This window comes from Aureimonas phyllosphaerae (genome assembly GCF_047943035.1).
Classification (GTDB): domain Bacteria; phylum Pseudomonadota; class Alphaproteobacteria; order Rhizobiales; family Rhizobiaceae; genus Aureimonas; species Aureimonas phyllosphaerae.
The window spans coordinates 1,073,546-1,088,115 of the sequence record NZ_CP181348.1 but is presented as its reverse complement, the minus strand read 5'-3'; the positions used below and the strand labels follow the sequence as shown (position 1 = coordinate 1,088,115).

Here is a 14,570-nt window from a genome sequence, read left to right as displayed (position 1 = left end):
GGGCGACCGGCGGTCTCGCGCGAGGCTTACTGGATGCCCAGCTCCTTGCAGCCGGCCGCGTAGTCACCGGTGCAGACGGCGGAGGCCGGCGTGATGTTCTTGTCGAAGATCTCGGCCTTGATGTTCTCGCGGGTGATGACGAGCGGCACGAAGAGCTCGGACGGCGTGTTGTAGAGCGTCGTCTTGGCCTCCGGCTTCTCGCCGGAGATGAACTTGAAGGCGATGTTGGCGGCGGCCGCGGCCACGATCTCGGAGGGCTTGGAGATCGTGTTGTACTGGTCGCCCGCGATGATCAGCTGGAGCGCCGCGGTGGTGGCGTCGTTGCCCGTCACCGGCGGGACGGGCTCGACGCCGGCCGCCTTGAAGGCCGCGATGGCGCCGCCACCGGTGCCGTCGTTGGCCGCGACCACGCCCTTGATGTCGGCGCCGTAGCGGGTGATCTGGCCGCTCGTCCACTGCTGGGCCTCCGGCGGCGCCCATTCCGGCGTGTCGAACTCGGCGAGCGTCTTGTAGGGCGAGGCGTCCAGCGCGGCGTCGATGCCGTCGCGGATGAGGCCGGCTGCCGCGTCCGTCGGCGAGCCGTTGATCTGCAGGACGCCCGAGCCGTCCGGCACGCCCTTGGCCTTCAGGTGGTCGACGAGCGATTGGGCGATCGCCTGGCCGATCGCCTTGTTGTCGAACGAGACGTAGTAGTCGGCGGGCGTCGCCGGGATCGGGCGGTCGTAGGCGATGACCTTGACGTCCTGGGACTGCGCCTGCTGCACCAGCGAGGCGGCGGCGCTGGAATCGACGGGGTCGAGCACCACGACGGTCGCCCCTTGCGCGATCACCGAGTTGAACTGCTGCTGCTGGAGCGCGGCGTCGCCGTTGGCGTTCTGGTAGACCACGGTGCAGTCCGGGCAGAGCTTCGCCATCTCGTTCTTGAAGCCGGGGAAGTCGCGCTCCTCGTAGCGCGTCGAGCCCTGGTCGGGCATCAGGAAGGCGACGGTGGCGTCGGCCGCGCGGGCCGAAGCGGTGCCGGCCAGAAGGCCGAGGGCGAGGACGGCAAGGCCGCCATGGCGCATCGAAACAGTCATGATTGTCTCCCTTGGGTTTTGATGGTCTTCGAGTTCGGCGTTCCGGGCACGCGCGAAGGGCCCTTTGGCGGCGGGACCGGGACCGGAGTCCCGCCCGCCGATCGGCTCGTCCCGCACGCGGTCAGGCGGCGTAGGACAGGGTCTGGTTTCGCTGCGACAGGTTGCGGAAGCGCGTCGGCGTCATCCCCTTCTGCAGCAGGAACTGGCGATTGAAGTTCGACACGTTGTTGTAGCCGGCGGCGAAGCAGATGTCGGTGATCGCGCGGTGCGGGTCGCTGGTCAGGAGCTGGCAGGCGAGGTTGATGCGCAGCCGGTTGACGTAGCTGACCAGCGTCATGCCGGTGTGCCGCCGGAAGGCGCGGCTGAAGGTCGAGGGGCTGCGCCCGGAGATGGCGGCAAGGTCGCGCTCCGAGAACTCCTCCGTCAGGTGACGGTTGATGAAGGCGAGCGCCTCGTTGATGCCCCCGCTCATGAAGCCCGACGGGTCCGGCAGGTAGTCGGCGCTGGTGAGCGGGCGCGCGTCCTCGGCCGCCGTCAGGACGTCCATCAACGCCATGAACAGCGACAGGCGGCGGAAGCCGCTCGCCTCGACCATCTCGGCGAGGATCGGCCCGGCGGCTGCCGCGGTGTCGGGCGAAAACAGGACGCCGCGCCGGCTCGACGCCAGGAGCGGAGCGGCTGCCGCGAACTCCGGCAGCGCGCGCGTCGTCTCCTCGACGAAGCTCTCGGAGAACTGGACGATCCGGCAGCGCAGCGGGATTTCGGCATCCGGCGCGACGTCGCTCACCCAGTTGTGCGGGAGGTTCGGCCCGGTGAGGACGAGGTTGCCCGGCTCGAACTCGCCGATGAAATCGCCGACGAAATAGTTGCCGCGCGTCTCGACGACGTGGTGGATCTCGTATTCGGGGTGGAAGTGCCAGCGGACCGTGTGGAAGGGATAGCCGTGCGTCCAGGCCTTGAACGCCTCTCCCTGCCGGATCTGGACGAGTTCCAGGTCTGGATGCATGCCGTCTCCTCCCGGCCGTATCTCCCGTTGCAGGCGCGTGTTCCCCGCACTCTGCAGCTTGGAGTTAAGACCTTCGACGGATGCTTAGCTACCTCCGGCTTTCCGCAACGACGATACTTTTTTGTCGATCATGACGGATATGACGCCCGATCCTGTCGAAAACGCCTATCCGGCGGGCAGATCGCCCGCCGATGCGGCATCGTGGCAGTCCCGCGGAGAGAGCCTGACTGCCCATGGTCGCGGGAGACGTCAGAACCGGTAGCGCACCGAGCCGATGACGTTGCGCTCGGGTTCCTTGTAGCAGAAGCCGGACGAGCAGATTTGCGCATCCTCGCCGAAGAGGTTGGTGGCGTTCACCTGGATGCGAAGACCCTCGACCGCGAGCACGTCGTAATGGGCGGTCGCGTCGATGAAGACGCGCGCGTCGTTGCGGAACGTGTTCTCGTCGTCGCCGAAGCTCGACGACAGGTAGCGCAGCCCCGCCCCGAACCCGAGCCCTTCGGCCGTGCCTGACTGCACGGTGTAGTCCGCCCAGAGCGAGACCGTGTGGCGCGGCGTCGAGGACAGGGTGTTGCCGGTGGTGGCCGCCGTGCCTTCGACGATCTCGAGGTCGGTATAGGCGTAGGCGAGCGTGGCGTTGAGACCCGCCATGAGTGAGGCCGTCGCCTCCAGTTCCACCCCGCGCGAGCGCAGCTCGCCGCGCTGCACCTGTTCGTTGGTGCCGGTGAGCGGGTTCACGTCGAAGAAGACGCCGTTCTCCTGCGTGATGTCGAAGACGGCGGCCGTCAGGAGCGTGTTCCAGCCGGGAATCTGGTACTTCACGCCGGCTTCCCACTGCTCGGCCGTGGTCGGCACGAAGGCCTCGCCCGCCGTGTTCGTGCCGATGTTGGGCGCGAATGCGGTGGCGTAGCTGACATAGGGAGCGACGCCGCTGTCGAAGAGATAGGACAGGCCGACGCGGCCGGAGAACTCCGAATCCTTCTGCTCCGGCTGGGCGGCGAGGGCGCCCGGCGTGCCCGACGCGGTGTCCGTCCAGACCCAGTCGTGCCGCCCGCCGAGCGTCAGGGTGAAGCGATCGTAGGCGATCTCGTCCTGAAGGTAGAGGCCGACCTGCGACTGGTCCTGCGAGGCCGCGACCGAGTAGGCGGGCGTCGCGATCGCCGTGTCGTAGCGCGGGGCGGCGAAGAGGAGCGAGGGCGCCGCGCCGTAGCCTTCGAGGTTGGTGTATTCGGCATAGGACGCATCGACGCCGCCGAGCAGCGTGTGGCCGAGCGGACCCGTGTCGAACCTCGCCTCCAGCTGCGTGTCGGACACGACGCCCTTCAGCGTCTGGTCGACATTGCCCGCGCCGCGGTTGACGATGCCGTTCTGCGGGCCGCCGATCGCGTAGGCGTACTCGCCGTAGACGTCGAGGCTCTGGACGCGCGCCTTCTGGCGGAAGGTGAAGGTCTCGTCGAGGCGCCGCTCCAGTTCGAAGCCGAGGCGGCCCTGGGTCTGGTCGAGGTCGTTGAAGGACGGATCGCCCGCCGCGACGTCGGTCACGCGCGTCCCGTCGTTGACATAGGCGAAGGTGCCGCCGGAGCGCGAGCGCTGGAGTTCGCCGAGGATCGTCAGCGAGGTGTCGGCGTCCGGCGTCCAGGTGAAGGCCGGCGCGACGGTCAGCCGGTCGTCGGAGGCGAACGGGTAGTCGGACTCCGCGTCGCGCGCGACGCCGGTGACGCGGTAGAAGGCCGTCTCGGACGATCCGAGCGGTCCCGACGCGTCCATGTTGAGCTGAACGCGGCTGTTGGAGCCGACCTGCGCCTCCACCTCGCGCGCGGCCGCCCGCGTCGGACGCTTGGAGCGCAGGTCGACGATGCCCCCGGCATTCGACGAGCCGTAGAGGCCGGCCGCCGGGCCCTTGAGGATCGACAGGCCCTCGAGTCCGTAGGGTTCGATGTCGAAGGTCGAGAAGCCGATGTTGAACTCGCGCAACCCGTCGCGGAAGATGCCGGTATAGGTCGCGGGCAGGCCCCGGATGAAGAAGGCGTCGAAGCGCGGGTCGAGCCCGTAGGCGCCGATCCGCACGCCCGGCGTATAGCCGACGGCGTCGCTGAGCGTCTGCGGATTGCGGTCGTCGAGCTGCTCCTCCGTCACCACCGACACCGCCTGCGGCACGCGCACCAGTGGCGTGTCGGTCTTGGTGGCCGAGCGCGTCGTCTCAGTGACGTAGCCGTCCGTCCGGAAGCCGTCCGCCGAGGCCCCCGCGACCCCGCCGCCCGCTGCGCTGAGCGAGCCGTCCGTCCGCGCGCGCTCGCCGCCGGTCTCGATCGTCACCGTATCGAGCACGATCTCCTGCGCTGGCGCCGACGCGCAGGACAGGGCCACGAGAGCGGTGGTCGCAAGGAGCAGCGGACGGATCGGGCAGGAGCAAACGGGTGTTGAACGGGGCATGGACGCACACGGGAAGCTGGGGCCGGCGCCCCTCGCGCCCGCCGATCCATCCTCGCTACGAAAACATGACTGAAAGAGTCAATATTTGTCGCCGGGCCTGCTCAGGGCCCGATCGCGGCCGATCATTGGGATTTCCGGGTTTCGACCCGCGGGGCGACGACCGCGGCGATGTCGTATTGCCGAGTGAATGATGCAGCGCGGACACGGGTTTCGGAACGATTCCAGGATCCACGCCCCCGTTGTTCAGAGGTCGAGCGTGACGATCACCGGTACGTGGTCGGACGGACGGTCCCAGCCGCGCGCCTCGCGCAGGACCCGCGCTTCGCGAAGGTGGGGTCCGAGGTCGGCCGAGCTCCAGATGTGGTCGAGCCGGCGCCCCTTGTCGGCGCCGTCCCAGTCCTTGGCGCGGTAGCTCCACCACGTGTAGAGCTTCTGCGGCAGGGGCACGTGCTGGCGCACGAGATCGGTCCATCCGCCTTCCGCCATCACGCGCTTCATGCCCTCGGTCTCGACCGGCGTATGCGAGACGATCTTCAGAAGCTGCTTGTGCGACCAGACGTCGTCCTCGAACGGCGCGATGTTGAGGTCGCCGACGAGGATCGCCGAGACGCCGGGCTCGGCCTCGGCGCGCATCAGGCGCATCTCCTCGAGGAAGTCGAGCTTGTGGCGGAACTTCGGGTTGATCTCGGGGTCCGGCTCGTCACCGCCCGCCGGCACGTAGAGATTGTGGACGCGGATCTGCCGCTCGCCCGCCGCCACGCGCACCGACAGGTGCCGCGCGTCGCCGATCGCGCAGAAGTCCTGGCGCACGAGGTCGGCGAAGGGCAGGCGCGAGATCGTGGCGACGCCGTGATAGCCCTTCTGCCCGTGGAGCGCGATGTGCTCGTAGCCGAGCGCATGGAACGCGTCCTCGGGGAAGAGCTCGTTCGGGCACTTCGTCTCCTGCAGGCATAGGACGTCCGGCGCTTCGGCCCGCAGGAACGCCTCCACGATCGGCAGGCGCAGGCGCACCGAGTTGATGTTCCAGGTGGCGAGCGTGAAGGGCATGGGGCGTGTCCGATGGGCAGGGGCGTCGGCGCCTGTCTAGTCCATCACCGCCGCGGAAGGAAACGCCTGGGCGTCTCGCGCCGGAGGCAACGACAAAGCGGCGCCCGCGTTGTGGCCGGGCGCGTATGGAGCGGTCGGGAGTTCAGGTCATGTTCGAAGGCTTCGAGACGCGCAAGGTTGAGGGCGACGGCGCCGAGATCTTCTGCCGCATCGCGGGCGAGGGCCCTCCCCTCCTCCTTCTCCACGGCTACCCGCAGACCGGCGCGATGTGGGCGGGCATCGCCCCGCGCCTGGCCGAGCACTTCCGCGTCGTGGTGCCCGACCTACGCGGCTACGGCCAGTCGTCGGCGCCGGAATCGAAGGGCGGCGAGGGTTACGCCAAGCGCGTCATGGCGGCAGACATGATGCGTGTCATGACAGCGCTCGGGTTCGAGCGCTTCCGCCTCGCCGGCCATGACCGCGGCGGCCGCGTCGCCTATCGCCTGGCCTTCGACCACCCGGACGCCGTCGAGCGGCTGGCGCTCCTCGACATCATCCCGACGGTGGAGATGTGGGAGCGGATGGACGCGGCTGGCGCCCTCTCCTCCTACCACTGGCAGTTCCTCGCCCAGCCGAACCCGATGCCGGAGCGCCTGATCGGCTCCGATCCGGTCTTCTACGTCGATCATACGCTGGCGAGCTGGACGGCCAACCAGTCCACCGCACCCTTCGCGCCGCAGGCGCTCGCCGAATATCGCCGGTCCTTCTCGCGTGTCGACACGATCCACGGCGTCTGCGAGGACTACCGTGCCGGCGCCACGATCGACCGGCGCCACGACGAGGAGGATCGGGCGGCCGGCCGGCGCATCGCCTGCCCGCTGCTGGCGCTGTGGGGCGCCAAGGGCACGCCGGCGAGGCACGGCGATCCCACCGAAGTCTGGACGCGCTACGCCGACGACGTGTCGGGACAGGCGATCGACAGCGGTCACTTCCTGGTGGAGGAGGCGCCGGAGGAGACGCTGACGGCGATGCTCGCCTTCTTCCGGTGAGCCGCCCCTACCAGCCGATCCGGCCGTAGCCGACCCCGACGCCGATGCCGCCGTTCCACCCCGGGCCGCCGTAGAGGCGTGCCCGGCGGGCTTCGCTGCGGTCGAGATCGATGCGCTGCAGGCAGGCAGCGAAGGCGTCGGTGCGCGGTCGGAACCCGTAGTCGCGGCAGCGCGCCTCGTCCGCCGCGCGTCGTTCGGCCGGCGTCACCGTGGTGCAGCCGGAGAGAGCGAGGAGGCCGAGGGCAAGGACCGGGACCGGGATCGGGCGCATGGGCGGGTGTTCCGGGTGGCGGCGCGACGGAGGCCGCGGGACAGAGGCTCAACCCCGGCCCGCCGCGCCTGTTCCCGTCAGCGGTTGCCGGTCATGCCGCCGCGGATGTTGGCGTAGGGGATGTTGAACAGCTTGTCGTCCACCGCGCCACCCTCGACGACGTTGTAGACCATGACGGTCGTGTCCTTGCCCTGCGCGTCGCGGATCGTCCACTGGCGCAGGTCCATGGTCGAGGGATCGAACATCATGGTGATGCGCGAATTGCCGAAGATCGACTTGTCGCCCATCACGATCGTCGTGAGGTCGGGTCCTTCCTTCACGCTCTGGATGTTGGCGGCCGAGAGGTCGATCCGCTGGTCGAGGAGCAGCTTCAGCGGCGTCTTCGACAGGGGGTAGAGGTCCCAGGTGTTGAGCTTGCGGTTGTTGACCGCGACCTGGCTGCCGTCGGCGATGACGCGCACCGGCGAGCCGGAATAGTCGAAGCGGATCTTGCCCGGCCGCTCCATGAAGAACGTGCCCTCGGTCTGGTTTCCGGCCGCGTCGAACTGGACGAAGTTGCCCTTCATCGACTTCACGCCGGAAAAATGGTCGGCCACGCGCTGCGCGGCGGCGGTCGCGGTCTGGGCGTGGGCGAGCGTGTGTCCGGACAGCGAGGCGCCGGCGAGGAGGGCGAGCGTGAGAACGGCGCCAGCGATGCGTCCACGTTGAGTTGTCATGGGTCGTACAAGTCCTCGAAGCGTGGGGCGGGCCGAAGAAGAGCGGCACCGGGATCGACCCGTCGATACAGCCTCAGATCGGCTCCATTGCGGCAGTTCAAATGAACTCTGGTTCATCCGGCGAAGCTATTCCGGTGCGGTCAGCCGGCAAGAAGTCGGCGAGAAATTAGCGTGCGGCGCGCGCCTGCGTCAGAGCTTCGTAAAGCCGTCGGCGGTGCCCGGTTCCGATGATGTTGTAAAGAACCCAAGACCCGACCCCGGCACCGATCGTCATGGGCGCGACGCTCAGAAACATGAGAAAGGTGATATCGAATGCCGAGACGCCCAATATGGATCGGCTCGGCTCCCGCCCCTCTCCAAAGAGATGGTTGCAAAGAGAAAGTATGAAGGGACTGGTAGCGAACGCGATGAGTGCGGTTTTGCACGCGAGAACAAGACCGTCGATTCCAAACGTCCACGGATACCTTGAAACCTTCAGCGGGCGCCTGCGGAATGCGACGGTCCAGATCCCGTGAAGCATCATGGGAGCGAGATAGTAGGCCGCCAACGTGAGCGAGAGTTGCCTCATTTCGGGTGACAGACGCAACGAGGCAAGCACAGCGATGCCCCAAAGGGCGAAGGGCACCGCAGCCACGCGAAGCCTCAGACCGCGCTCGAGAGCGGGAACGGAGCGCAGCGTCCTCGGCATGATGCGGAAACGATGCCGCTCATGTCTGCTCGTCGTCGCCCGCTGGAACAAGCGCCATGCGGACGGCGAGATGTAAGGCCGGTGGAAGAGGACTTCTTCCTCCGGCTCGTCACGTATTGTCCGTCGGCACCAGGATCTCTCGCTTGCCGGCGTGGTTGGCGGGGCCGACGATGCCCTCACGCTCCATCCGCTCGATGATCGAGGCCGCGCGGTTGTAGCCGATCTGCAGGCGGCGCTGGACGTAGGAGGTGGACGCCTTGCCGTCGCGCAGGACCACGGCCACCGCCTGGTCGTAGAGATCGGCCGACTCTTCGCCGCCCGCCGAGCCGCCGCCCGAACCGCCCGCCGCCGCGCCGCCGTCCTCGTCCTCTTCCTCGAGGATCGCGTCGAGATATTCGGGCGTGCCCTGGGCTTTCAGGTGCTTGACCACCTCCTCGACCTCGGCGTCGTCGACGAAGGGGCCGTGGACGCGCTGGATGCGCCCGCCGCCGGCCATGAACAGCATGTCGCCCATGCCGAGCAGCTGCTCGGCCCCCTGCTCCTGGAGAATGGTGCGCGAGTCGATCTTCGACGTCACCTGGAAGGAGATGCGGGTCGGGAAGTTCGCCTTGATCGTGCCGGTGATGACGTCGACCGAGGGGCGCTGCGTCGCCATGATGACGTGGATGCCGGCGGCGCGCGCCATCTGCGCGAGGCGCTGGACGGTGCCTTCGATGTCCTTGCCGGCGACCATCATCAGGTCGGCCATCTCGTCGATGATGACGACGATGTAGGGCAGCGGCTGGAGGTCGAACTCCTCCGACTCGAAGATCGGCTCGCCGGTCTCGCGGTCGAAGCCCGTCTGCACGGTGCGCGACATGGTCTCGCCGCGCTCGATCGCCGAGGACACCCGCGTGTTGAAGCCGTCGATGTTGCGAACACCGACCTTCGACATCTTGCGGTAGCGGTCCTCCATCTCCTTGACCGTCCACTTCAGGGCGACGACCGCCTTCTTCGGGTCGGTGACGACGGGCGCGAGGAGGTGCGGGATGCCGTCGTAGATCGACAGTTCCAACATCTTCGGGTCGATCATGATCATGCGGCACTCGGCCGGGCTCATCCGGTAGAGGAGCGACAGGATCATCGTGTTGATCGAGACGGACTTGCCCGAGCCCGTGGTGCCGGCGACGAGAAGGTGCGGCATCTTGGCGAGATCGGCGATCACCGCCTCGCCGCCGATCGTCTTGCCGAGCGCCAGAGCGAGCTTCGCCTTGGCGCCCGCGAACGTCTCCGACTGGATCATCTCGCGGAAGTAGACGGTCTCGCGCTTGGCGTTGGGCAGCTCGATGCCGATCGCGTTCTTGCCGGGAATGACCGCGACGCGGGCGGCGATCGCCGACATCGAGCGGGCGATGTCGTCGGCGAGGCCGATGACGCGGCTCGACTTGATGCCGGGCGCGGGCTCGAGCTCGTAGAGCGTGACGACGGGACCGGGGCGCACCTCGATGATCTCGCCCTTGACGCCGAAGTCGTCGAGGACGCCCTCGAGAAGGCGCGCGTTCTCCTGCAGGATCTCGGGCGTCAGCGTGTTGTCGCGGTTTCTTGGCTTCGGCGGCGACAGGAGCTCGATTGGCGGCAGTTCGAACTCGGCGTTGAGGGCCGCATTGCCGAGTTCGGCAAGGCGGGCGCGCGAGGACTGGCGCGAGACGGCATCGGCTGCCGCCTGCGGCACGACGCGCGCCGGGCGCTCGAACATCGGCCCGCGCGGGGCCGGCGCGGCGGGCGCCGGGGCGGCCGGGGCCATGCGCGGCTCGACGGGCGCGGCGCGCGGCAGCTCGGCCTCGGGCTTCGGGGCGCGCTTCAGACCGGGGAAGGCGACGATGTTGTTGGCGATGAAGTCGCGCCAGCCGCCGCCCTCTTCCGGCGCCGGGGCGCGCTCGGGCGCCTCGAGGCGCGCCTCGTCCTCCTCCATCGCGATCCGCTCTTCCAGGGACAGGCGGCCGTCGTCGCCGAGATACGGCGCGTCGTCCCGGTGCGTCTCGAACGGCGGCTCGTCGTCATGGTCGAAGGCCGGCGCGTCGTGGCGGTGGATGTCGTCGTAGCCGACGACGCCGCGATCCTCCGGCGCGCCGGTCTCGAAGAGGTCCTCGTCGCCCGCCTCGTCCGCGGCGAAGGTCGGCTCGGCGCGGCCCGCGGCGGCCGCCGCCTCGATCGCGGCCTGGCGCTGCGCCATCTTGTAGGAGCCGTTCCAGTCCGAGCGGCCGTGGCGCACAGTGGCGCGGCTCGTGTCGACCGTGCGGCGGGTGGGCGCGGCGGGCTCAATCTCGGGGGCCGCAGCGGCCGGCGCGCGAGGGCTCGCCGGCACGGCGGACTCGGGCGCATAGGGTACCTCGGCCCAGGCGCGCTCGTCGTGGTCGGCCACCGACTCGTCGAAGGTGGGCTCGCGGAACTCCGGCGGCACCACGACGCGCACCTCGCGGCGGGCGGCGGGCGCGGCCGCCCCGTCGCGGAAGCGGGCGGGCGGGGCCGGCGGCATCAGGGGCGCGTCGGCGTCCCAGTCGCGGTGCGAGAACGGATCCTCGCGGCGGCCGAGCACCGGCACCGACTGCGTCACGCGCGCAGCGGCCGAGCGCATGCGGTAGGCCCAGTGGCTGGCAACCCCGGCGAGAAGGGCGAGGCGGCCCTCGCCGTCGTCCTCCTCGATCTTCGAGGCGCGACGGGCGCTCAGCGCGACCGGCTCGTCCGGCGCGCCAACGAGGCCGGCGCCGTGGAGGATGCACCAGAGCGCCGGGGCGGCGAAGAGGGCCGCGGCGGCAAAGCTCCAGGCGCCCGTCGGATAGGCGCCGGTCGCGAGCGCCGGGATTTTCAGGAGAAGATCGCCGACGATGCCGCCGAGACCGATCGGCAGCGGCCAGCCGGCCGGCGCCTCGAGCGAGCCGAGCGCGGCGCTGGCGAGCGCGAGGCCGCCGAGCGCCACCCAGGCGCGCTGGCCGGCGCGGCCCGCGCGGCGGCCGACGAGGCACAGGATGCCGCGGATCGCCAGCACCAGCGGGACGAGGACGGCGCCGAGGCCGAAGACCTGCATGGCGAGATCGGCGACCACCGCGCCGCCGGCGCCCGCCATGTTGCGGACCGGATTGTCGTTGGAATAGCTGAGCGACGGATCGTCCACCGCCCAGGTGGCGAAGGCGGTCGCCAGCCACAGCGCGAGGCCGACCAGAGCGACCCCGAGGCCCAAGCGTGCCGGTCGTGCCATCGATCCCGTCCCCTCGTCCCGCGCCTCGATCGATGCCATGTCGCTGCCCTTCGCCTGCTGCCTGCCCGGACGGCGCCGCGGGGGGCGCACGCGTCCTTCGACGGCGCGCCCCCCGCGGGCTCCGGCTCTTTGCGGTCAAGGTAAACAAACGGGGTTAAGGGTCGTTTAACCCTGCGGAGCCCGTTGGCCCCCTCGCGCTCGCATTGGTTTGATGGAACGGGCCCGGCGGAGGGGCGTCTAGGCGCGAAGGGAACCGCAACACAAGGGACCACGCCCCATGCAGATCGTTCACGAGGACCAGGGCCGCACCGGCGTCTTCGCCTATGGCGAGGGCGACGACCGGGCCGAACTGACCTATGCGCCGGCCGGCATCCAGAACTCGCTGATCTTCGACCACACCTACGTGCCCGAGCGCCTGCGCGGCCAAGGCATCGCCGAAAAGCTCGTCGACCACGCGGTCGCCTTCGCACGGAGCGAGGGCAAGACCGTGGTGCCGGCCTGCTCCTATGTGCGCGCGCTGTTTGACCGGCATCCCGAGCGCTACGGCGACATCCGCACCGAGGAGGAGAAGCCGGTCGGCCGGATCTGAGCGCCGGTCAGCCGTAGCGCGCGACGGACAGGTCGCGCGCGTCGATGTCGGGCGTGGCGCCCGACACGAGGTCGGCGAGGAGCCGGCCCGAGCCCGAACTCATGGTCCAGCCGAGCGTGCCGTGGCCGGTGTTGAGGAAGAGCCCCTTCACCTTCGTCGGCCCGATCACCGGCGTTCCGTCCGGCGTCATCGGCCGGAGCCCCGACCAGAAGCTCGCCCGCCCGGTGTCGCCGCCGGGAAAGAGGTCGGTGACCGAATGCTCGAGCGTGCGGCGCCGGCGCTCCGACCGGTCGTTGGTGAAGCCGGAAATCTCGGCCATGCCGCCGACGCGGATGCGGTCGCCGAGCCGCGTGATCGCGATCTTGTAGGTCTCGTCCATGACGGTGGATTCGGGCGCGCGCGTCTCGTCGACGATCGGGATGGTGAGCGAATAGCCCTTCACCGGATAGACCGGCAGCTTGATCCCGAGCGGACGCACGAGCACCGGCGAATAGGACCCCATCGCCACCACCACGGCGTCGGCCCGGATGTCGCCGGCATCCGTCGCGACGCCGACCGCCCGGCCGTTCTCGGTGAGAATGCGGCGCACGGTGCGGTCCCAGCGGAATTCGACGCCGCGCGAGGCGACGATCTCGGCCAGGGCGTTCGCGAACTTGAAGCAGTCGCCCGTCTCGTCCTGCGGGGTCTGAAGGCCGCCGACGATCTTGTCGCGCGCGTGGGCGAGCGCCGGCTCGGCGCGGATGCAGCCCTCGCGGTCGAGCACCTCGTAGGGGATGCCGTCGGCGGCAAGCGCCTTCACGTCCTTGGCCGAGGCGTCGAGCTGGGCCTGTGTACGGAAGAGCTGCAGCGTGCCCTGCATCCGCTGGTCGTAGGCGATGTTGGTATCACGGCGAAGCTGGCTGAGCGATACGCGGCTGTAGTCCGACAGGCGCAGCATCCGGCTCTTGTTGCGCGCATAGGCCCCGGCCGTGCAGTTGGCGAGCATCTTCGTCAGCCAGGACAGCATGGCGCGGTCGAGCTTGGGGCGCAGGATGAGGGGTGCGTGCTCCATCATCAGCCACTTGATGGCCTTCTGCGGGATGCCCGGCGCCGCCCAGGGGCTGCAGTAGCCGAAGGACACCTCCCCGGCATTGGCGTAGCTCGTCTCCAGCGCCGGCCCCTCCTGCCGCTCCACCACGATCACCTCGTGGCCCGCCTTCATCAGGTACCAGGCGGAGGTGACGCCGATGATGCCAGCTCCGAGGACGACGACCTTCATGCCCGCTCTCCTGCAGCGTTGTTCGATATGTAGCGGCGCTCGTAGCGGCTCCCGAGCGAGGTCAGGATCTCGTAGGAGATCGTGCCCGCCGCCGCGGCCGCCGCGTCGAGGGGGATGTCCGGGCCGATGAGCTCGACGGGATCGCCGGCCCGAAGCGGCGCATCGCCCGCCTCGACGATGATGGAGTCCATCGACACGCGCCCGACGATCGGCAGCCGGCGGCCGGCATGGAAGACGGCGCCGCGGTTCGAGGCCGAGCGCAGCCAGCCGTCGGCATAGCCGACCGAGAGCGTCGCAAGGCGCATCGGGCGTTCGGCGACCGCGGTGAAACCGTAGCCGATGCCCGCACCCACCGGCACCTCGCGTAGCTGGATCACCCGCGCGCCCAGCCGCACAACGGGCTCCATCGGATTGGGGCGCCCCCCGGTCGGCGCGCCGCCGTAGAGCGCGATGCCCGGCCGCACGAGGTCGAAGCGGTATGCGTCGCCGAGAAAGAGGCCGGCGGAGTTGGCGAGCGAGCGCCGCGCCCGCGGCAGCCGGGCCGACAGCGCCTGGAAGGCGGCCAGCTGCTCGGCGTTCGCCGGGTGGGCCGGCTCGTCGCCGCAGGCGAGATGGCTCATGACGAGGACGGTGTCGACGCCGCGGAACCGCTCGGGCGAGGCGACGAGCGCGTCGACCTCGGCCGGTGCGAGACCGAGGCGCGACATGCCGCTGTCGACCTGGATCGCCGCCGGCAGCGGTCGGCCGAGGCCGGTTCCGAGTGCGCTCCAGGCCTCCGCCTGGTCGAGCGAATTGAGGACCGGTCGAATGCCGTTCTCGGCGCACAGGCGCTCGTCGCCGGGCAGGAGACCGTTGAGGACGAATATCTCGATGCCCTCGGGAAGGATCGGGCGCAGCGCCAGCGCCTCGGAGAGATGCGCCACGAAGAAGGTCCGGCAGCCGGCCTCCAGAAGCACGGGGGCGACCCGGGCCATGCCGAGCCCGTAGGCGTCCGCCTTGACGACGCCCGCGACGGCCGCGCCCCCGGCTCGCGCCACCAGCGCGCGGTAGTTCCGGGCGATCGCGCCGAGATCGACGGTCAGGACGCCGCCGGCGGAGCCTGCGGCCGGGGCGCGTTGGTCGGTCGAATACGGCATGGCGTTCACGGCGAAGTCCCCCGAGCGATCCGGCATCCATGATGGTCGAAGGATCGTCGAAGGACATGCCGAACTGCCGCAAGATCT

At 69.6% G+C, this 14,570-nt stretch carries 12 protein-coding genes; 2 read left to right on the top strand and 10 right to left on the bottom strand.

Annotated features, from left to right (window positions below):
• Positions 1 to 26: 26 nt before the first annotated feature.
• The 4 genes from ACLNGM_RS04955 to ACLNGM_RS04940 form a co-directional block, all read right to left on the bottom strand.
• Positions 27 to 1,076 carry a sugar ABC transporter substrate-binding protein gene (locus ACLNGM_RS04955; protein WP_416357444.1) on the bottom strand — a complete coding sequence of 350 codons (1,050 nt, stop codon included), beginning with the start codon at positions 1,074 to 1,076 and terminating at the stop codon, positions 27 to 29.
• 121 nt (positions 1,077 to 1,197) lie between these two features.
• Positions 1,198 to 2,082 (bottom strand): helix-turn-helix domain-containing protein, encoded by an 885-nt coding sequence (locus tag ACLNGM_RS04950; RefSeq protein ID WP_416357443.1) that lies wholly within the window; start codon positions 2,080 to 2,082, stop codon positions 1,198 to 1,200.
• Positions 2,083 to 2,331: 249 nt separating this feature from the next.
• On the bottom strand, positions 2,332 to 4,515 hold the full coding sequence (locus ACLNGM_RS04945; protein WP_416357442.1) for a TonB-dependent siderophore receptor: 2,184 nt from the start codon (positions 4,513 to 4,515) through the stop codon (positions 2,332 to 2,334).
• A 243-nt stretch (positions 4,516 to 4,758) separates the two neighbouring features.
• Positions 4,759 to 5,562 carry an exodeoxyribonuclease III gene (locus ACLNGM_RS04940; protein WP_416357441.1) on the bottom strand — a complete coding sequence of 268 codons (804 nt, stop codon included), beginning with the start codon at positions 5,560 to 5,562 and terminating at the stop codon, positions 4,759 to 4,761.
• Between the two features lie 149 nt (positions 5,563 to 5,711).
• Between ACLNGM_RS04940 and ACLNGM_RS04935 the strand changes: the two genes are divergently transcribed.
• Positions 5,712 to 6,590 carry an alpha/beta fold hydrolase gene (locus ACLNGM_RS04935; RefSeq protein ID WP_416357440.1) on the top strand — a complete coding sequence of 293 codons (879 nt, stop codon included), beginning with the start codon at positions 5,712 to 5,714 and terminating at the stop codon, positions 6,588 to 6,590.
• A gap of 7 nt (positions 6,591 to 6,597) precedes the next feature.
• On the opposite strand, the gene ACLNGM_RS04930 is transcribed toward ACLNGM_RS04935, so the two are convergent.
• From ACLNGM_RS04930 to ACLNGM_RS04915, 4 genes are all read right to left on the bottom strand, one after another.
• Positions 6,598 to 6,861 (bottom strand): hypothetical protein, encoded by a 264-nt coding sequence (locus tag ACLNGM_RS04930; protein WP_416357439.1) that lies wholly within the window; start codon positions 6,859 to 6,861, stop codon positions 6,598 to 6,600.
• Positions 6,862 to 6,938: 77 nt separating this feature from the next.
• A complete protein-coding gene (locus tag ACLNGM_RS04925; RefSeq protein WP_416357438.1) occupies positions 6,939 to 7,577 on the bottom strand; it encodes an outer-membrane lipoprotein carrier protein LolA in 639 nt (212 codons plus the stop codon).
• A 166-nt stretch (positions 7,578 to 7,743) separates the two neighbouring features.
• Complete coding sequence (locus ACLNGM_RS04920) at positions 7,744 to 8,211, bottom strand: hypothetical protein (RefSeq protein ID WP_416357437.1); 468 nt, start codon at positions 8,209 to 8,211, stop codon at positions 7,744 to 7,746.
• A 163-nt stretch (positions 8,212 to 8,374) separates the two neighbouring features.
• Positions 8,375 to 11,539: a DNA translocase FtsK gene (locus ACLNGM_RS04915; RefSeq protein WP_416357436.1), complete on the bottom strand. Its 3,165-nt coding sequence runs from the start codon at positions 11,537 to 11,539 to the stop codon at positions 8,375 to 8,377.
• 238 nt (positions 11,540 to 11,777) lie between these two features.
• Between ACLNGM_RS04915 and ACLNGM_RS04910 the strand changes: the two genes are divergently transcribed.
• The gene (locus ACLNGM_RS04910; protein ID WP_082505803.1) at positions 11,778 to 12,089 is read left to right on the top strand and encodes a GNAT family N-acetyltransferase; all 312 of its coding nucleotides are present in this window, start codon (positions 11,778 to 11,780) and stop codon (positions 12,087 to 12,089) included.
• 7 nt (positions 12,090 to 12,096) lie between these two features.
• Here ACLNGM_RS04910 and ACLNGM_RS04905 read toward each other — a convergent pair whose 3' ends face one another.
• Both ACLNGM_RS04905 and alr read right to left on the bottom strand, forming a co-directional pair.
• A complete protein-coding gene (locus tag ACLNGM_RS04905; protein WP_416357435.1) occupies positions 12,097 to 13,347 on the bottom strand; it encodes a D-amino acid dehydrogenase in 1,251 nt (416 codons plus the stop codon).
• Positions 13,344 to 14,483 carry an alanine racemase gene (gene alr, locus ACLNGM_RS04900; protein ID WP_416358386.1) on the bottom strand — a complete coding sequence of 380 codons (1,140 nt, stop codon included), beginning with the start codon at positions 14,481 to 14,483 and terminating at the stop codon, positions 13,344 to 13,346. The genes ACLNGM_RS04905 and alr overlap by 4 nt, the downstream gene beginning before the upstream one ends.
• Between the last annotated feature and the right edge of the window lie 87 nt (positions 14,484 to 14,570).